Origin of the sequence: Candidatus Erwinia haradaeae (assembly GCF_900698935.1) — a bacterium.
In the GTDB taxonomy this organism is placed as follows: domain Bacteria; phylum Pseudomonadota; class Gammaproteobacteria; order Enterobacterales; family Enterobacteriaceae; genus Erwinia_E; species Erwinia_E haradaeae_D.
Map to the genome: position 1 here is coordinate 713,434 of NZ_LR217715.1, position 21,827 is coordinate 735,260.

The window sequence follows — 21,827 nt, forward strand, 5'->3', positions numbered from 1 at the left end:
TTTTGTGTGCACAATATCTTCATAGTTTTAAATACCTAAGATTTAAAAATTGAAGATGTCAATCGCAATTATCACATCATAGTAAATGTTTCAGCATCCCGCTGTTTTTAATGCTCTGCAGATATCTATGCAGAAATCATAAGGCTTTCATCAGTAAAATAAAAAGAAAATATGATTTTATAGTAACATGCATCACATACGCAGATAAGAAAATAAAATAGGTCTCCACAAAGGACCTCTTTGGTTTTCTTTTATTTTTATTTATTGTTAGAATCGTATTACACTATCTATGCATCATATGATCATGTATGTGCAACATTAAAAATACATTCTATAATTACATGCCCTTACGAAGGCGATATCGATTGTTAGTGTGGTACATATACCACAAGATAGATATAAAACATTTAAAACGCACTACAGTGTAGTATTACATAATCAAAGAAAATTACGATAATAAATAAAGTAATTGCAAATAAAACAAGAAGATTCTGATATGTGATAAGTTAGCAGTTCATGGTTTTTCAGCACACTTAAGTCTCCATAACCACCATAGCAACAGCATATTTTCTTTCATCAGACAATGTAACATGTATGTTCTTTATAAGAAAATTCTGTTCTATAACTTTTGCGTGCTGTAAAAGACGTACATAAGGCTTTCCTAATGCATCATGATAGATTTCAATCTGATGGAATGCAAGACCATCTCGCATACCAAGACCAAATGCCTTCACTGTCGCTTCTTTTACGGCAAAACTTTTTGCAAGGAATAGATCTGGTCTGAAATGTATTTGATACTGACTAAACTCAGTATGACTTAGGACGCGTTTCGCTAATCGATCACCAACCCGAGCAATTATTGCTGTAATACGTGCTATCTCAATAATATCCACACCGACACCAAGAATCGGCATTAAAAATCTACACGTAATTTTTTCTGCATATCTGCTCTTTCGTAGTGCACCGGAAACATTTGTATAGTACATTCATTCGCTATTATCTATCTGTATATCGACAGTAATCAGTTGTTTATGTTTATTAATGAATACAGGCCGCACTAATATTATTAATTTGTTGATATGAAATAAGGTGTAATGCAAACTACAGCTACATCACACCATCTTCTAGAATACATATTGTCTACAATCAAGAAGCATTTCTAATAGCCATTACTACACACTATATTGACTTCGATGGTATGCACTACTTATATCAAAGTATGCCACAATGTACGAATATCACGCTTCTAGTAATTTCTAAAAATATGCTATGATTTTTTTGGCACTCATTCACATTGATACTCAACAAAATCTTATATAACAGAGACTATAAAATTTTCTAATTTCATAAATTATTATTGTAGATATCACGGTGTATGATGTTCAAAATATATCATTCAAACTTAAGATACTCCTTATCCTAACGATATAATTTTGATTGCATTTAACTTCAACATGATGGACGTGATATATCTTATAAAAAAATTAGCATATTTCTATAATAATCACAAGTTCTTTTCGATACTTTGATTCGCTCACTCCCTATAAAAACGTAGCACACATACACACATATACACTATCTAATCATATTCCTATGAGTACACATCCTATAAAATTCAAGTGTAATATTTATTGCCTACTTTAACTTATTGGTATAATCTTCCACTATTTCTTAATCTAGCGAAATACTGTTTTAAATCCCATTTACAATGCATTATAGTACAAGTGATTTATTAAACCTACTACTCTATCTAGTACTATCTTGCCATGCGTAAATAATACCACTACACTTACACTATTGTTATAGAATAACTACTCAGTATAATGAACTCATTCCCTCTGGACGGGTCTTAAATCGACGATGCAGCCACATATATTGATTTGGAGCTCGCATAATTTCAGACTCAATGACATGATTGATATATCTAGCGGCTTGTATTTCATTGTCTAATGGATAATCGTGAATCTCTTTTTCAATTACTAATTCATAACCACTGCAATCTTCTTTACGTAAAAAGACAACAGTCATTAATGCTGGCTTAGCTAAGCGTGCTAAAACCCAAGTACCACTAGTTGTAGCTACATTTGGAACAGCAAACCATGGAGCAAAAACACTACCCTTTGGGCCATAATCTTGGTCTGGCGCAAACCAAACCACTTCACCGGATTTCAACGCACGGATAACGCCTCGCAAGTTGCGTCGATTCATCATTGCTTTATTAGAGCGCAACCTTCCCTTAGTTTGAGCCCACTCTATTAATTTATTATTATGAGGACGATATATGGCTATAAGAGGATGACACAACCCCATTGCACGCCCACCTAGTTCAAGAGACATAAAATGTAAACCAATCATTAGAATACCCTTTCCACTAGCATGAGCCATTTTCAGATTCTCAAGGCCTTTAACACTAAACAAGTTTTTTACTCGACGATCAGACCAAAACCAAGCCATACCAGTTTCCAGTAAGCCAATACCTAAAGATTCAAAGTTACTATTCACACACCGTTCTAAAGCAGTTTTATTCATATCTGGAAAACAAAGCTCTAAGTTACGACGTACAATAAACACACGGCGCTTCATAAAACGCATAGAGATACGCCCTATAAAAATTCCCAACCTATATAGGAGTGGGTATGGAAGACAAACTAAAAAAAATAAGAAAGCAATACCAAGCCACGTAATCCAATAACGAGGAAGCATCAACTCTCTATGGAAATTCGACTCTCTTTTCATATGCACTCATTGATACGTTAATTAATAACCTATAATACTTCCTAAGCTGTCAGAAAAGACTCCTCAGTAAATAAGAAAAGCAAACTTACTATGCCTACTTCCCTTACAAAACAGCACGAGACAATTATATGTTAATATATAGTCATCAGAAGACTTCTGATAACATAGCACCCCTTAAAAAATGAAATATGATCGTCATCAATTACAAAAACGTAAATCACCACTGTGTATTAATTGTACACACGGATGGTATCTGCATGACACATATTCTATATCATGTTGACAATAGAAACACACATCACTTCTGTGTGATCACACATATACCATAATTTCTTACTTTCTGATTACTAAAATATTTGTGATAGTAGAGTACGCTAACTGTCTAGCAATTAAAATAAAACATCAATAGTATGTTATCTCTACTGTTAGAAAAAAACTAAGATAGATAACTTATATAGAATTCCTCTTTCTACTTCTCGTATACTCCACATTACATCCTAATATTACTTGATCTATAACTTGAAATCCTTAATACCATGCTACCATCTCACTGGGATTATTTGATTTAACTTATACCTTAAATCTAGATCAATATTCTTCATATATAAGCGATCATATAAATTACTGGAATCGTAAAAGAAAAATAGCAATACATACCAATTTCCCGTACTAGATTATAGAATGAACCTTCTATTGCAAATAAAAACCTCTACAATATAGCGCTCATATCGGCAAAAATAATATATAAGCTGGTATTATAAAAGATCAGTATCTACACTGAATTGTCTGATATAAATAAATTATTTAATGCTAATTCCATCTCTGTAACATATTAATAATCTTCTTATAATCATACTAATTTAAATACCTCGAATTCTACACTGAACAGTGTAGCAAGATAAATTTTTTATAAATAAATATATTTAATGTAACAATTATGTTATTAAAAATATGATATGCCATTTCGCTTATTATGTACTATACAATGCATGTACATAAATCATTAGCATAGTTGTGATCTCTCTTATATACACTTTATCTAATTATGCATTTCTATATATTATACAGCGATAAGAAACCATACTAGATATTATGATCATAAGACTATGCGGTGCATAACACTTGTCTGTGCTCTTTGGTATTTATCGGATAAGCAAAAATGAAAATATTTTCATATGCTCACTCAAAAATTATAAATAATAAAAATGATGAAATTGCTTTTTCTTTTATCAGAGTCTACATCGTATTATGTTCTAGACTTACTTGCATAGTATGAACTAAACTTAATAAGTGCAAATCATATATATTTATATTATGCTACTTATTACATTATGACACAGGCATGCAATGCTCTTATCTATAATCTCATTACATTCAATTCTATACATTTGTATACAAGATCTATTCTTGTATCCACAATCTGCGCAAGCTATAATTCTGGTCATAAATAAAAAATATGCGTGTTTGCGAATAAAATTATGTTATGTATAGGTGCATACCTTGTAATCACTGATCTCTGATCTAGAGTTAGATTTTTGATAAAATCATTTAAAATGCTTATTCGAAATAATAATACATAATGTATAATGTTATAGTCAATAAATGATTCTAAAATAGAACAGAGTATTTATACTGTAAACTACAATGGCGAATATATACCTTTTATTCTCTCTATAATTTACTTAAATTCTGGAAACTATTATCATTCTAAAAATAAAATATTTGATTATATTAACATACGTATCAAACCAAGAATATAAAAATGACAAAACATAAATTTAAATATTATATCTGAAAATAATGATATCTTGCTATTACATTTATCGTGTATATTTTCATACCCAACACATTCTGATCTATCCTTAAATTTGTATAATGATACAATATCATATATTGTGGTATGAATAACATTCATAAATATAATCAGACGACTTAAAATTATACGTATATACACATAATCTATCCATTACATAATTCTATTAAGATTATCTCTAAGAAATGAGATATCTTATTTTAAGAAAAAACTAGTCTAGTCTTCATTATTTATGGCTCTACATTACACATATATTATTCTATAATATTTTATGTCATCTTATTAAGATATATATTTATTCCATTAACATCCATGCCAATACTGATAAAAAGTTGAGATTTATAATACCAAGAAATAATATCTTTGTTAACATATATAAAATATTTACATGTATTTTTACTGAATTACAAAAAATTGAAAAATTAGAAGACTGAATTACTATATATTAAATGATCTCCCTTTCAAAATCATTCGAATCTATTTCAATTTTGACATATAAAATACTGTATAATGATTAAATTAATCATTATACAGTATTTTATCGTAGCTACATGTAGTGATATGACCCTACATCTAGTAACAAAGCATTTATCATCTTTGTTTTTGCGCTCCATTCGCATCATAACTTGTAACGATATATATAAATGAGGTATGATACATAAGATGGAATCTTTCCTTACCTTGTTTGTTAAATCAATACAAGAAAAATTCAATACAATCAGCACGATAAAAACACAAAAAACTTAACCATATATTGATTTGCACATAATAAACAACAGTATTAAATGTATTATATTATATTATATTATTCCACCATTGGTGTGACGTATAATTACAATCCAGACAATGTTCGCCTAGAAAATATTATGAGTGTTAGACTAAAACGAATCGTGATAACCATATTGAATATACAAGATTCCTCCGAACCAACCCCGCAGAAAATAATATTTATATCACTGAGATGATCAGCTTACAAAATGATCGCTATGTAGCCTGCCGTTTTATCTAGTACAGAGATAGATCCTTTTCTACCCATATATTTAAAAAAGTATTCATTTTATATCATTAGTCAATGACTATATTCCTTATAAATTGATGGAATAGGATTCAAGAATGCATAGTAAAAATTACTATCTATTCTTATTTAGCATAGTATATCATTGCTATTCAGTCTAGTGTTGTATAATTTAATAACGCCTCTTTACGCGAATAGCGATATAGTTTGAAATTTGTCATCAAACGTTCATATGTCTAACATCGCAAAAACTGCATAAACACGTACATACACAATAAAAAATATCAAACATACACAATAATGTGGCATAGTACAATACTAATAACCACCTGTACTTATACATCCTAAAGTTAAGGAGGTCACTATTACATATCCTAATAACTACTTCTAGTCTTATATTGTATGTGTTTAACTATGCAATGAGTGCTTATGGTATTCACAAGCCTATCTTTTAATCTTGTAGATAACAGACAATGATCAAATCCCACTGACAATTTTATGGTTTACGATATATAAACTACACATTACCTCCTTAAGCATATACGATTACAGATGTACGTTTACTTTACTTAGCATCATTTTTATTTCTAGATCTTTTTATTTTATGTAGAAATAGATGCACTCAGGAATAATATTATTCAATATATTTCTTCTGAGAATAAATATTCTTTCTATGTATGTAGTTGATGCATGAATATACCATAATATAATATGCAGTTAGAGCTTAGAGCTAGGAAGTTCTTTGTAATATGTTAAAATATTAAACATACATAACATAATCATACACAGTATAGGACACATAAGAATGAAAAAACCTTATGATTACCACGCTATTGTGATTGGCTCTGGTCCCGGTGGAGAAGGTGCTGCGATGGGATTAGTAAAACAAGGATTTCATATTGCTGTCGTTGAGCGATATCATAATATCGGTGGTGGTTGCACACACTGGGGTACCATACCCTCAAAAGCACTACGCCATGCTGTAAGTAGAATGATTGAGTTTAATCAAAATCCTCTCTACAACAATCATATGCGATTAATAGATTTCTCTTTTAGCAATATTCTCAATAATACTACAAATGTCATTAATCAACAAGCTCATATGCGTCAGAATTTCTATGAGCGTAATCATTGCGATGTTTTTCAAGGTAATGCTTATTTTATTGATCCTCATACTATTGAATTGCTTATGAGTGATGGTAAAACTAAAAGACTAACAGCTAATACATTTGTTTTAGCGTGTGGTTCGCGCCCTTATCACCCACCTAATATTGATTTTACACACCCTCGTATCTACGATAGCGACTCTATTCTAACTTTGCATCATCAACCTGGACACGTCATTATTTATGGTGCTGGAGTCATTGGATGTGAATATGCATCAATTTTTAGAGGGTTATCTGCAAAGGTTGATTTAATTAACACACGCAATCGCTTGCTTTCTTTTTTAGATCGAGAAATGTCAGATTCACTTTCCTATCATTTCTGGAATAATGGGGTGGTTATTCGTCCGAATGAAGAATTTACAAAAATTGAAGGGCTAGGTGATGGTGTGATTATACACCTTAAATCAGGCAAAAAATTAAAAGCAGAATGCTTACTCTATGCCAATGGTCGTTCCGGTAATACTAATTCATTGTTGCTTGAAAATATTGGCCTTCAGGCAGATATGCGAGGTCTTTTAAAAGTCAATCACTTATATCAAACGGAACAAGAAAATGTCTACGCGGTAGGAGATGTTATTGGTTATCCAAGTTTAGCTTCATCAGCTTATGATCAAGGTCGTCTGGCTTCACAAGCAATCACTCAGGGTAAGGTAAAAACACATTTGATAAAAGACATCCCAACTGGTATATATACCATACCAGAAATAAGCTCTGTTGGCAACACTGAGCAGGCATTGACAGAGATGCAAATACCATATGAAGTAGGAAGAGCACAGTTTAAAAACCTTGCTCGTGCACAAATCGTCGGTATGAATGTAGGTAGTTTAAAAATCCTTTTTCATCGAGAAACTAAAGAAATTCTAGGTATTCATTGTTTTGGTGAACAAGCAGCTGAAATTATTCATATTGGACAAGCCATCATGGAACAAAAAAATGGCGGAAATACACTTGAATACTTTGTAAATACTACCTTTAACTACCCGACAATGGCCGAAGCATATCGAGTAGCAGCTCTAAACGGTATTAATAGACTTTTTAATTTCTCGATGATTCTTACATCCACTGTTTATTTACTTTCAATGCTCAGCAACTATCTCTATTATATTATTAACTAATCTTTATCATCTGTAGTTTTATTTTGAGGTGAGGTGAGCCATCTCAAATTAGTGCACAAAAACGCTGCCTCCTAAAGGTTGCGTATAGTAATTACGTGGAAACTGTAAAAATCTCTTCTATACTATATGCCTATCATTCTTTTAAAAAGATATGCACTTTATATACACATACTATCATATAATAATGTTTACTGATCTTATTACATATTTTAAAAAATCTTAATATATTATCCACTTGTAATCATCTACAATTATACATCATAGCGATCATTAAGTATATGCATCCCCTTGCTATCGACAAGCTTATTCCTCCAAGATAACAACATAAATCTCTATAAATGATCTATCTCTTTAATACTATTGAGTCCATTTCTCACGACATCTATCCTGTGAATTTCTCCCAACTAGACTGGAAAGCACGTAAATAAAAATAATTGTTTTGAATAAGTACCAAATACCTTATAATATGACGCTTCATTTTTCTTGCAAAAGTATAAATTTATGCTCTATATACGTTCAATTATGACATGAATCGCCTCTTAAGATTACCAGCTTAGCTTGCGGTGGTCGATAGGATCTTGTGAAAAAACCAGAAACTATACGATAATACATATACACCTATGCTTGCCTCATTCCACTATCGTGGTGCACGTAATGCCTCTCTAATTGTCTATATCTAAATTTTTGTATATTCTTTTGCTATAAGAGACACATGAATACTTATGGATCGTTCATAAATTACTATAAATATCATGCATATTTTAATTACACAAAGAATCAAGAATAATCAATTGTGTTAAGTTTTTTTACACTTCATACAATGATATCCTGTTCATAATTGACAATTATAACTATAATGATGCATACATGAGAGTTAATGACTGTAATCCACGATGGAGATTTGAAATGATCGCTATTACTCAAGCGGCTCAAGAACACTTTGCAGAGCTTCTATCTCAACAAGAACATGGTACTCAGATTCGCGTATTTGTCCTTAATCCTGGCACATACAACGCAGAATGTGGTGTGGCCTATTGCGCGCCTTACGAAGTAGACACTACTGATACAGAGGTAAAATTTAATCAGATGTCAGTATTTATTGATGAAGTTAGTGCTCCGTATCTCAAAAATGCTGAAATTGACTATATCATAAATCAGATGCATACTCAACTTACACTAAAAGCACCTTATGCTAAAGCACGCCAAATTAATGATAATTCTCCGCTTATTGAACGAGTAAACGCCCTTCTTCAAGCAGAAATTAACCCAAAATTATCTCAACATGGCGGCCAAGTCTCTGTTATTGATATCACTACTACAGGATATGTTATTCTGCAGTTTAGCGGAGGATGCAATGGTTGTGCCATGATAAGTGTCACTATAAAAGATAGTATAGAGACGGAGTTATTAGCTAAGTTTCCAGAACTAAAAGGAGTTAAAGATGTCACTGAACATCGTCACGGTAACCACTCATTCTATTAACTACGCCTCTATGATGATCTTCACTCCAATAATATAGAAGCGCATAAGAAAGGATACTAAAATAAAACAATACAGATGCTCTTTTTTATTATTTATATCTGGTGGCAAAACTATGAAATCTAAAATTCGTCATATTGTCAATAATTTATTGTTACTGGTATGATAAAAGTATTAAAAATACTTCTTTATTTAAAACTAATAACGTTATTATTATTCATTTAGTATTACGCATAATATGAAAGAAATCATCGTATTATACATAATAACTCTAATGATAAATAAAAAAAGTATGTAACTTTTTTGAGGCTATCTATATGTTTTGTGTCAAACAAGAAGTATAAATACAAACTATAAAACTAGTGTGCATCACCTGTATCTTAATATATCATAGAAAATATATCAAACGATCATCGAGACTTTATTGCAATCACATAGTTTTTATTACGTGCAGCCATAAAAGATTGACTAGTATATTACCTATGCAATTCGTATAAAATCTATATGGTGGAGTTTGGGTTTAAATGGATGGCGCTGAACTGCTTGTACTTTTACTTTAATGTCTATACCGTCTATCATAATACTTAAAGTTGTGGTATAAAAATCACTTTTATACTGCAAATGCATGATAGGATTCTGATCTAGAGTAATACTAATTGGAGATTCTTGTCCACCATATATAATTGCAGGTAATTGATCTGCTCTACGCAAGCGACGACTGGATCCTGTACCATTCTTCTGACGGTGTTCAGCATAAATATTAAACATGTTAGATCTCTTTACGTTGAGGTCTGTTAAAAAATTTATTAATGATATAGTATATATAAGTTTTATTTATATAATAACGCAGAAAACAATGAAAATTTATATAAATCATTCTTATACGCTCAATAAAGAATTTGCATGGCGCATATCGTGATGTAACAAATATTTTTACATCACTGATAAAGTCAGTTGTTACCTTGAGTCAAAAGATACAAACATATTTGTATGTATATTTGTTGTATATGCATTTAATTGAATGCACCTATCTCCATCATAATGTAGAGCTTAACAAGCTTCCTATCCCAGGATTCTCCTAAAAACCACAATGGTGCAAACTAGTAATTTATTATCACTTAACCAACACTTATTCAACTAAGTGAAATCTTTCATTTCAGACAACCTGTTTTAAAACACAAAATCTCAAAAAATTCTTTAAAAAATAAAAGTTATGTACTATACAATATATAATGGATCTTGCAAATTATAGATATAAAATTAATGGCATATAGTGATCTGCATATACCATCAATTTTTTGATGCATTCTGTTTCATTCTCATTATTTTATGTGCAATGCATGAACTGCAGAATATAATATCTTCTTTGAAAAAAGATTCTATTTTAATAAAGTATAGAATAAGTTGCTGTATTTTCAATAATTCTCATCATGGTGCCCGAACTTGGAATCGAACCAAGGACACGGGGATTTTCAGTCCACTGCTCTACCAACTGAGCTATCCGGGCTCAAATTAATTAAACCGTAAACCATTCCGTCTGTCAATGCTTTTATCATCAGTTACCATTCTAAAAACATAGAATCACAGTTTCATTACATAACTCAAATATTTATTTTACGTTAAACACTAACAAAAAGCCTGTGTGATAGAAGACATACAATATGAATTACTTCTTGTGTCTGTTGATAGAAATTTTTATGGCTTCTCACACAGTGATTTTTATCATCATATGTACACTACCTCTATACAACTATGAAATGTACCCTTCCGACATGCTAAACATTTCAATAAATTTAATGTGCATAAAATATCAAAGCCAAAAAAATAGCTCCCATAACCCCCCAGCTTCTTTAGACAAATTGATTCTAAAAATATTCTGTGCTGCACATATTATGTGCTGTGTACAGTATTAGAATCTATGATGATCAATTTCTTTTTTCTGCAATGATCAAAATACCTAATTTATCACTACAGCATAAAGTTATCACAGTTATTATTTATATAATCGCTCTCAAGGAAATGTAAGATATAGAATATATATTTATTATGATAGCACATTTATTGCTACATCAAGCACGACAAGAGTTAAGTTATTGGAATTTATGTCATCTTTAACATATTTAATATGAACGTTTGTGATATCTTAAAACCCTGTGAAGAATTTAGCGTATATCGCCATACCTTTGGTACAGTAAAATTAGAAGAACTTCTCTCTATAACCTTTATTATCTTTCATTCTAATATGATAAACTATCATCATTTCAAAAAATATTTTTTTCTGAAGATCTGGCAAAACTAAACCAAATGTAATTTTATGCACACAAAATATAAAAATACAAAATAATTGTCTGCATCTTTTTCTATTCATCTCACTATACTTATAAAACCAAAATATCACTTCATGAAATTATTCATAATGTATAGTCACCAACTAAAAGATGACGATCTTATCTTATCTCAAGAAAGATTCATACCCTTGTAAAAACAAAATATACTTTTCAGACATGCTTTGATTATTGATGATTATGTAATTATGTAGATGTGACTAGAAGTGGTGCCCGGAGCGGGATTTGAACCCGCACAGCTATAAGCCGAGGGATTTTAAGTCCCTTGTGTCTACCAATTTCACCACCCGGGCTAACTCTACTGGAGGCACGTCTCGGAGTCGAACCGAGGTAGACGGATTTGCAGTCCGTAGCATGACCACTCTGCCAACGCGCCCATATGCTGGAATAGTATCTGCGTAGTAATTAATGACCCCTCTCGCCCCGCTATCTGTCTGTACCTATTAGTACACCTTATCCTTAGCTCTGATCATACATCAGGCATACTACCTGATTAAAAACAGTATACCAGAATCTATTGTAGATATAACAATATTATTCGTATATGATATATTATTCATCAAAAAATTTTTTAATCTCATTCAACTTTTTGACATCTACTCTGCGAAAATATAGAGTGAACGCATTAGCGTTGTACTGATCTGACGCTCAGAGTCAATAAAATTCTCCTTATGCATAAACGTATTAGTTTTCAATTATTTTGATTCACGTTTCCACCAGTCACTACGTGACGTATGTAAATATTGTAGCATAGACCAAAATGTGAGCACCACTGAAATATATAATGCTGTTATTCCTGCACCTTCCACTAGATGATCTGGGCGCCACAGTAAAGCAAATAATGCTAACATCTGCATAGCAGTTTTAATTTTACCGACCCATGAAACCGCCACGCTACTGCGTTTACCTATTTCTGCCATCCACTCACGAAGAGAAGAAATAATAATTTCACGAGCAATCATAGTCGATACTGGTAAAGTAATCCACCACGAATGGAAGTATTCATCTATTAATACAAGTGCTATAACGACCATCACCTTATCAGCTACGGGATCTAAAAAAGCTCCAAATTGTGTGGTTTGCTTCCAACGACGCGCAAGAAAACCATCGAACCAATCAGTAACGGCTGCAGAAATAAAAATTAATGCACATACCAAAGGTGCCCATTGAAATGGCAAATAAAAAACTAATACAAAAAATGGAATTAAGGCTATGCGAAATAAGGTTATCAAGGTTGGGATATTGAGTGATATCATTATGCTAATCGGCTCAATTCAGTCAATTATTTTCGAGACTAACGTCTCGGAAAGAGCGTGTATTATATACAGTGCGCGTTATTTTAGAGCCGATATGAAAGGTGCACGCACGGACAAATGACAAATTATGTCAACAACAAATGAGTTGTCACTAAAACAGTGAGATTATAATATCTTTACTAACAGTAAAAATTATCGCTGCTCATCATCAATTGCATATGTCTTATGCGCAGCATAATAGCATATCGCATTATTATACTATATAACATTTAAATCTGGCTCAAATTCTATCTCTATACTGATCAGAAAAATGAATCACAGTGTTAGTAGAACATATGCTTATTATATGAACATGATACACTGCAAATCTTTGGATCAATCGATATTTTTAAAAACTTACAGACACAGACCTTTTTGCTATGCTAGTATATACTATATTATGCGTACCTTAGTATACGTCTTGTAGATCAGATAAAATACAAACATCGCATTTTAAAGATTCTATGTGTTTTATACCACATGTTTAGATCAAATTATGCACTGGATTCACTTTTATTAGAAGCAAATAGACTCCCCGCTTAACCTAGTAAGGTTACTATAATTAATCTAGATATATCAACGCGTGATCAAGCTAAGAATCCGCGTTATACTCAACTCATAGATAACACTCACTTTGCTCCAAAAGTCATATTTCTTAGATAACAACTCAATATGATAGACTGATAGTCTAAGTAGAATTTAATGAAATACTTCCACTTAATATAAAAATATTGTATTTTTTCTAAAAAAGCAAAATAGCGCTCTATAGATCTCAAAAAACAGGTATATCTATTGTTAATTTTATGAAAATTTCACAACATATACATACTTATTTGAAAACGTTAAAAAAAATAAGAAATCTTTATTCTGTGATGCACAGCGGGGGAATCATCATTTAACCACATAATTTTTCCTTTCTAACATGTACAAATCACGATTTTAACGTTATACCTGATGTACGTAAAATATATTTCATTATTTTGATAAATTATTTCAACCAACTTAGTATATTCAATGATTGTGATAAATAATTACATGAATATATTAATATGCAATTAATAACTAAAAGTTTTTCAAAAACAATTAATTCGACTGTCTAAAATTCTTTCATAAATTGTATACATGCTACTCATACTGCAGAAATGTATGTAATGTAATGTGATAATTAAAATTAAGTAGTTATAACCACCTAATGGCGTTTGATTATTTTGGAAAACGTTTAAGACTATTATGCATGACCTCTGTATTAGACCTGATTTTTTTCGTGGATTATGTCATACGATAACTGTATGATACAGTAATTGTTACCAATATTGTTAGCCATACATTAAAAACAAAAACAAGAAAAAGATCACACTGTTTTTCTACCATCTTATACTATTGTATGACTGATTATAATTAATCTTTTTGACCTTTCGTGACCGCTGGTGACTGCCAGAAACAGCTGATCTACACACATCTTAGATAGGCGCAACTCGCAGCTTTTTTTAAATTTTATTTTTTATTCTATCCTTATAAAAACTAACATTTACTCAGCTGAGATATTCTGATCTCTATCATATGCTTAATTCATTGCTTCATGATCATTAATTAATAAGCATTACACCCATAAATTCTCACTAGCGTATTTAGCACTGCCTAAATATACGTCACAATACCTGACATGGATACTGTAAAGTATGTGGATTGTCAATACAGCCTGGCTGTATTACCGGGTGAACCTTACTTCTATATGCTGACGATTTTTATATCGCTATATGTAATGGTCATAGCTCACCACACAGTGCGCTTTATGTTCTCGCAATAAAGATCTGATGAATTACGGTTTAAAAGACATGTTATTTTTGATTTATATATATTCCGTAATGAAATTTCATAAATTTAACCTCACGATTATTATTACTAACAAAATACAATCATAGAAAAAATAAAAAATCCAATCATAGGAATAATTCCCCTCCCTTCTAGCGCTTCTACTCTTTCTATCGAAATCCAACCTACATCCTGATATATACACTGAACCAATAAACCATATATATAGCAAATGTATCTGCTATATATCACTAATTTTATCATACCACATACCTACAAAATCATGTTCAAGGGAGTCTGTATTGATTGCTCTGCTGAATTCTCTCTATAATTTTTTTTAAATTAACATCTTCGGGTACTTCAGAATTTATTAGCCAACGAAGTAACTGAGGATCGTCGTGCTCTAATAAGTAGACAAATAAATTTTTTTCATCTACACTTAAAGTGTCAAATTCATATTGAAAAAAAGGCATGATTAATAAATCTAGCTCACGCATGCCTCGATAGCATGCTAGGTGAATACGTGATTTATCTGTAATATCCATCTTATTTATTCTCTATGTATTACGCTCGCCATATCTATTTATTCCAATCATTCTTTTTACAAAAAAAATTATGCTGTGCCGTGACATACTATCTATGATATAGAGATAGCATATTACTACTAAGATGCTCTATACTTACCAAATTCAATCGCGCTTCTATTACAAAAAAATCTAATTTCCCTGCATTGTACAAAAAAATTAGAAAAGTTTATAAATTGAAAATGTGAATGTACCCATGTACACCTATATTTTACACCGTAAAAAACCAACGACAACATAGAGATACTTTTAGCGTACTGTATTTGAGAATCATGCATAAGCACCTGATTAAATGTACATAATAAATGCATTTATTGATGCAGTAACTAAGTTATAATAAACAATATGATATTCATCATAACAATAGCACACCCTAATCGCTTGGAGAAATAAGGCATGGCAAGAGATAACTGGAGCCAAGAAGCCGTACGCGTACATCAAGTACTAGTATCATACGGGCTTGAAACTCCATTACGGATACAGCCACATGACATAGATAATACAAACCGCAAAAAAAAAATCACTGAACACATGACTGCGATTATGTATTTATTAAATCTGAATCTAGAGGATCAAAGTCTCGCAGAAACACCATCACGTATTGCAAAAATGTACATTGATGAAGTATTTATCGGTTTAGATTATGCAAACTTTCCAAAAATTACTTTAATTGAACATAAAATCCATATTGATGAAATCATTACAGTCCGTAACATTAACCTGACGAGCATCTGTGAACATCATTTTGTTATGATTGATGGTCAAGCTACAGTTGCATACATTCCAAAAAACAAGGTAATCGGTTTATCAAAAATTAACCGTATCGTACAATTCTTTGCTTCTCGCCCTCAGGTACAAGAACGACTGATCCAGCAAATTCTAGTAGCATTACAGATCATACTGGATACACAGCATGTAGCAGTATTTATTGAAGCAACCCACTATTGCGTAAGAGCGCGCGGTATTCGTGATACTACTAGTACAACCACTACTACTGCTTTGGGTGGTCTTTTCAAAACAAATAATGAGACTAGACAAGAATTTATACGATCAGTTTACAATCATTAATCTAATGCATCTCGCTTGCATGCTCAATCTGTTGTTTGATGTCTGTATATATGAGCGACATATTTGCTATAGCTTACATGCTCAGTCATATTATCTATATTATGAATATTGTGATACTATAAAGTCGGTAACTTCTTAAAACATTCTATAACTAAATGCACACAATGATATGTCAAATATATACAACTTTTAATTGTATGTTTCAATGAAAATATTTTTATATCAAAAATACGATAGGCATATCAGCCTATTTAAGTTAATAAAAATTCTTATGAATTCATCTTTCTTAATAAGAAACGCCTTAGAATCTCATATTAATCTATCGTCTCCCAATCGCAAACATATCTGAGTAAATCAGATTATTGATATAGATATTCATCTACACTAAATGCTAAGTAAGTGTGTAGCAATAGATTACATCTCATTATTATATTATAACACATACTCCTCACAGGAGTATAATAGCAGGTGAACTACCTCATGCATCTCTGTATCATAATGTATATATCATAAAAGCTATTTTACAGAATGCCTAATCAATAGGTAAATATACAATCTGTTTTACAAACTGATTGCTTAAAAAGCATATGCATTAATCATTCATAAATTAAAGTTTTTATAGAGCACCATCATATATTATTATGGACATACATCACCAATTATATCATGCTAGTATAAAATAGCTGTAATCTTCTACAAAAACCATACTTAATTACACTCTACCTATAGACCCTACTTCTTTGAGTATTCCCGTTACGATAAAAAACTCATTATAGAATACACCTTTATGTATCAATAGTACCAGTGTATTGATATGCCATGTGGCATATCTCATATTATCACTCTTTTAAAATAGTGAAGACAGTAGTCACATGCCGTACACCGCTCACCCTGCTAGCAATCTCTGCGGAGATCACCGCTTCTATATTAGTAACAATACCGAGCAAAAACACTTCACTGTTTTCAGTATGAATTTTAATGTGTGAGGATCTGACCTGCTCGTTATATAATAATTGCGAACGCACCTTGGCAGTAATCCACAGATCGGAGGATACAGTTCTGCTATGAACTTGATTTTTAATGCGAAGCTCGTTATAGACCTCTCGCACACCATGAATGTTTGTAATAATATTCTGCGCACGCTCTGCTAAAGTCATATCTGGTACTTGCCCTGTAAGCAACACTTTACCTTGGTAAACAGTAGTAACAATATGAGTGTTTTTTTGAATCTGTTGGTCTGCGTCTAAAGCATTATTTACACGAATCTCTACAGTGGTGTCATCTACTTGAGTACCAAAAGTACGTGGATCAGTGATAACTTTAGTGGCTACTGCTGCACTAACCATTATCCCAGTGATACATCCTGGTAATGTTACCATAATTGCAATCAATATACATGTAGATATCATCTTCTTCATATAATGTCCTTGGCTCTCTATACTTGAAGAAATAAAATATCCTCTCTCAGTTTACATAAGTACTTACGATACATAAACATATAAATCTCCAATCCGTGCACCGTGATTTAAAAATACAAGAATGTTAATATTTTACGTACCTAAAAGACTGGTAGAGATAATTCACGCTAAGAGTAATAAACGGCAAGCTTTGTCTCTTATTCTTAAAAACCATAGATCATACTTGTCTACAAAATACTATTTATCATCACTATAAACACCCAGACCACTCCTTAGAACTATATTGCTGGTTTGCTAAAGCAGGGAGATAAGTATTACTACTTATGGTAGGATGTTTAGTGGCAATTCATTTGTCATAACTGTTTTTGAAGCATTGTGAGCAACAATACTTTAATTGTTTATAGAATATGACTCACATTTTTTGACACAGACTTCTTATATCATATAGCTATGCTGTATAACTATTCGAGTTATACACTCATTGCGATTATAGTTGTATATCTCTTTCTAATAGATATACAACTATAATGTAATAAACTTTAAGAAAACAGGTGGGATTGCATCCTCATGAAACACCAGTTATAATTTCTAGTATACGAACAGATTTTTTGTGTAAAAACGATCACCAACAATATAATCATCGATATTAAGAACTCTGTGCACTGTGCTGCATATCAAACTATCTTCATAAAGATGCTGAAATACGGTCTATGATCCTTAATAATATTTGAAAATCGTGCAGTATCTGATAGTTAATCTTCTCATTTATGTGCTGTATTTTTACTGCTATCTCCATTGATTCATGATAGGGTTCTCACTTAAACTATTCAGTCTTGACATAATATATTATCTTGCATTATGACTATAGTATACATTTTGAGTAGCATATAGCTCTCCTTTTTTTGATATTCTACATGCATTACATCTCAAGTATGTGCCACCATCGCTTAATTCGATCAATTAGTCTCTGATTCTGTTTTAGCAAATTAAAATAAAAACTATGCGCACATGACCTGTTTGCATGTGGGCTTTTACAATGGAGTATCCAGCAACCTGTTAGTACAAAATACCTGTAAATCAGTCACTTATCGCATGTGACTTAAGATGATAGCTTACAGTAATTCTAGAAAACTTTTTAAGAAAATTCTATTAGAAACAGAACAGTCAACTAACCGATACTCAGAAACCTGGTATTTTAGAAAAAACACTAGCATTATTCTCTGTAATAGCTTTGTTCTATCGTACTAAGCCAGGCTATCACAACAATCTGCTTCAGATTTGCATGCTAATAGTATTGATGCTTTTCGTATGGTATCAGAGGTCTGATACAGACTACAGTGTGCTAGATAGCAAAATTATCACTGTTATCATACATCCAACTTATTCAATAATTTATTTTTTATGACAAAATCTCTACTATTATCTATCCAAATAACTGGCCCTATTGCATACTTTAGCGCATACTAGCTAATATGTTTAAAATAGAATTTTTCATGCTATATTCATTGTGTTTATTCCTTATCTCTTTTTTGAAATGCAGAACCTCGAAAAGATTGTTTTTAACCATAATCAAAAAAATATGCGTTGCCTGTTAATTTTATCATTTTGTTCTCATATACTGATAAGATCACATGCAACCGGCATGATAATTATCTCTATAAAATTATTCGCCACAGATCCTTCGCAAACTAGGCATATATACCGCTCAGATATATTTTATAAAACACATCATATAACTCTATCAATATAACTATATCTTTTAGTCTAATGTCACTGTATTATGCATTTTTCTTCACAATCTATGCTTTTGCAACCAGTAATACCTCAAAGAAGTGCAAATATCACTACCTGCATTTCACCATACCTCGCATAACCTAGAGAATACGGCGCAGAAGTCGATCGATACGCATACGATGCAACCGACAAATTAATTTGCGTGCTGGATCAGGATAATCTGAAATATTCTCTAAATCCTGAAAGCATTGTATGAAAGTAGTATGTTGACGAATGATCTTTAATTCATGAGTACGTTGCTCTAAAAGTTGTCTTAGGGGGTCATGAACAACAACTGCATTTTCTAAATCTAAACACCATGCACGTGGATTTAAATTGTTACCCGTCAGCATCATCCATTCATCATCTATCCAGATTCCTTTAAGATGGTAGCTGTTTTTCCCATCGATCCACAAACGTACCATTAGTTGTCCATTATTAATATAGTGTTGAAACCGACTCAGAAAACAACGAAGATTAATCTCATATAAATAAGGAAGTGTACCAATCATGGTGAATGGTTGATCTTCTGGAATATAAAAATCATTAGCAGTTTTATCACCTACAATAATCTCTACCACCTTTCCTTGACGCAAGAGATAGACGATATTACGAACTAATAATGTTGGAAGGTTAAAATACGGAGTACAAATCATTAGCATGCATTTAGAAGATAGCATAAGATGGTGAATAGTTTTATTGAGAATACTATTTTTCCCTAACCCTAGGAGGGGCGTGACCGAAAGATGGTCATTAGAAGTATTACTGTTAAACTTATAACAACACCGACGCAACTCCTTGCGAAACTTTCGAACAACATGTTTAATCTCAGAATATTGAGGGCGTTCCAATCGATCTAGACGATGGACAGCTGGAGCTTCCAACAAGCCTGTTTTGATCCAATGCAACATTGTATCCGCTAATACTTTATTACTAATTAACTGATATCGATCATAACGATATGTATCTCTTTGATGTAAATACATATTGTTAAAACTAGCACCAGTATATAGAACAGTATTGTCAATCACAGAACCTTTTAGATGCAGTACACCAAGTGCTTCTCTAGTATTTACAGGAATGCCATATACAGGAATACATCCATTCAGATACTGTTTAGACATTTCACAATACCAATCCGCATTAGTGAATTCGGTGGTAGCACCAAGACGACAGCGTTGTGCTCTATGCCAATCTACTAATACACAAATATCTAAATGAGGGGTCTTGTTCTTCGCTGCATATAACGCAGCAAAAATTTCCTGACCTCCTTCATCGTTATCTAAATAGAGAGCTACGATATAAATGCGATGCGTGGCAGAAGAAATTTTTTCCAATAAAGTTTTGCGAAACTCAGATGGTGAAAATAATGTACTAAAACCCATCACTGATTGTGCAATTTTCGGTAACTGTGCAAGATATTTTTGATGTTGGTTAGTTTGACATGTTGTCAATATCACAGGATGCTTCTTTTCTCCTTTTAGATTATTAATAAGCTCTGGCAAACGCATAAAATATAATGATGCATATCATAATACATATTTCTAATACTAGTGAGACTTATCTCTCACTCTAATTACATTCATCAACACTAAGATATATGTACTAGATATCAATCTATCTGGTATGAAATGATGTAAATCAAACCGTAAAACTATTTTTTTATGCGAAAATTATAATACTTTGGTCGTCAGGTATACACAATACGCTTTTAAGGTATTCATGATAAACTTAACATAAGGTGAACTGTATGTGCTCATTTACCTAATCAATCTACGTTACACAGCCGTAACAAACTAGAAATTTTTCAGAAAAAATGATATCTTACACCATACGTATAAGCGTAATAGGTTGTATTTTTCGCATATCTCTGCTACCTGCTGTTTAGCTGATACAGCCTCTCTTGTCTTTGTCTATTGTATAAAATACATCTGCCTCGCTATGGAGACAAAACAGATAGTTTGATAGTCTACCTATGTATACCTCATCTAGAGATAATACATCATAAATAATCGAAACTCAGACTAATAAATATGTTATATAAACCATATATGACTTACCTGATGCATCAAATTTTAATACACTGAGTGATAAAATTTCTCAAATCCATTAATATATTTTTTAAATATAGAATACTTGATGATTCTAGAGCTAAGTAATTTAAGGTGCGTATCTCATACATTGTCTATAGTTATGCAACGCATGTAA

Annotated in this window: 9 protein-coding genes, 3 tRNA genes and 1 pseudogene; 3 read left to right on the plus strand and 10 right to left on the minus strand. The window is 31.9% G+C overall.

Features of this window, described 5'->3' with window-relative positions:
• Positions 1–533: 533 nt before the first annotated feature.
• Both acpS and lpxP read right to left on the minus strand, forming a co-directional pair.
• Positions 534–914, minus strand: a complete 381-nt coding sequence (gene acpS, locus ERCIKOCA2762_RS02230) for a holo-ACP synthase (RefSeq protein WP_157988788.1) — start codon at positions 912–914, stop codon at positions 534–536.
• 901 nt (positions 915–1,815) lie between these two features.
• Positions 1,816–2,736, minus strand: coding sequence for a kdo(2)-lipid IV(A) palmitoleoyltransferase (gene lpxP / locus ERCIKOCA2762_RS02235; protein ID WP_157988572.1), 921 nt, complete (start codon positions 2,734–2,736; stop codon positions 1,816–1,818).
• A gap of 3,633 nt (positions 2,737–6,369) precedes the next feature.
• Here lpxP and sthA point away from each other — a divergent pair.
• Positions 6,370–7,767: pseudogene (sthA, locus tag ERCIKOCA2762_RS02240) on the plus strand (Si-specific NAD(P)(+) transhydrogenase); the annotation flags it as partial.
• 984 nt (positions 7,768–8,751) lie between these two features.
• A complete protein-coding gene (nfuA, locus tag ERCIKOCA2762_RS02245; protein WP_157988789.1) occupies positions 8,752–9,327 on the plus strand; it encodes a Fe-S biogenesis protein NfuA in 576 nt (191 codons plus the stop codon).
• 477 nt (positions 9,328–9,804) lie between these two features.
• On the opposite strand, the gene rplY is transcribed toward nfuA, so the two are convergent.
• The 6 genes from rplY to ERCIKOCA2762_RS02275 form a co-directional block, all read right to left on the minus strand.
• Positions 9,805–10,092, minus strand: coding sequence for a 50S ribosomal protein L25 (gene rplY, locus ERCIKOCA2762_RS02250; RefSeq protein WP_157988574.1), 288 nt, complete (start codon positions 10,090–10,092; stop codon positions 9,805–9,807).
• Positions 10,093–10,755: 663 nt separating this feature from the next.
• Positions 10,756–10,831: transfer RNA gene (locus ERCIKOCA2762_RS02255), tRNA-Phe, on the minus strand.
• A 1,045-nt stretch (positions 10,832–11,876) separates the two neighbouring features.
• Positions 11,877–11,962, minus strand: a tRNA-Leu gene (locus ERCIKOCA2762_RS02260).
• Between the two features lie 9 nt (positions 11,963–11,971).
• Positions 11,972–12,045, minus strand: a tRNA-Cys gene (locus tag ERCIKOCA2762_RS02265).
• A gap of 319 nt (positions 12,046–12,364) precedes the next feature.
• Positions 12,365–12,922: a CDP-diacylglycerol--glycerol-3-phosphate 3-phosphatidyltransferase gene (pgsA, locus tag ERCIKOCA2762_RS02270; RefSeq protein ID WP_157988790.1), complete on the minus strand. Its 558-nt coding sequence runs from the start codon at positions 12,920–12,922 to the stop codon at positions 12,365–12,367.
• Between the two features lie 2,141 nt (positions 12,923–15,063).
• Positions 15,064–15,321 carry an FAD assembly factor SdhE gene (locus ERCIKOCA2762_RS02275; protein ID WP_157988575.1) on the minus strand — a complete coding sequence of 86 codons (258 nt, stop codon included), beginning with the start codon at positions 15,319–15,321 and terminating at the stop codon, positions 15,064–15,066.
• A gap of 435 nt (positions 15,322–15,756) precedes the next feature.
• Here ERCIKOCA2762_RS02275 and folE point away from each other — a divergent pair, with 435 nt between their 5' ends.
• A complete protein-coding gene (gene folE / locus ERCIKOCA2762_RS02280) occupies positions 15,757–16,428 on the plus strand; it encodes a GTP cyclohydrolase I FolE (RefSeq protein ID WP_157988576.1) in 672 nt (223 codons plus the stop codon).
• Positions 16,429–17,267: 839 nt separating this feature from the next.
• Here folE and dolP read toward each other — a convergent pair.
• Positions 17,268–17,846, minus strand: coding sequence for a division/outer membrane stress-associated lipid-binding lipoprotein (gene dolP, locus ERCIKOCA2762_RS02285; protein WP_157988577.1), 579 nt, complete (start codon positions 17,844–17,846; stop codon positions 17,268–17,270).
• Between the two features lie 1,874 nt (positions 17,847–19,720).
• On the minus strand, positions 19,721–21,076 hold the full coding sequence (gene pssA, locus ERCIKOCA2762_RS02290) for a CDP-diacylglycerol--serine O-phosphatidyltransferase (protein WP_157988791.1): 1,356 nt from the start codon (positions 21,074–21,076) through the stop codon (positions 19,721–19,723).
• Between the last annotated feature and the right edge of the window lie 751 nt (positions 21,077–21,827).

Coding starts and splice junctions, on each gene's coding strand:
- folE (WP_157988576.1), top strand. CDS start 15,757: ATGGCAAGAGATAACTGGAGCCAAGAAGCCGTACGCGTACATCAAGTA.
- rplY (WP_157988574.1), bottom strand. CDS start 10,092: ATGTTTAATATTTATGCTGAACACCGTCAGAAGAATGGTACAGGATCC.
- ERCIKOCA2762_RS02275 (WP_157988575.1), bottom strand. CDS start 15,321: ATGGATATTACAGATAAATCACGTATTCACCTAGCATGCTATCGAGGC.
- nfuA (WP_157988789.1), top strand. CDS start 8,752: ATGATCGCTATTACTCAAGCGGCTCAAGAACACTTTGCAGAGCTTCTA.
- lpxP (WP_157988572.1), bottom strand. CDS start 2,736: ATGAAAAGAGAGTCGAATTTCCATAGAGAGTTGATGCTTCCTCGTTAT.
- dolP (WP_157988577.1), bottom strand. CDS start 17,846: ATGAAGAAGATGATATCTACATGTATATTGATTGCAATTATGGTAACA.
- acpS (WP_157988788.1), bottom strand. CDS start 914: ATGCCGATTCTTGGTGTCGGTGTGGATATTATTGAGATAGCACGTATT.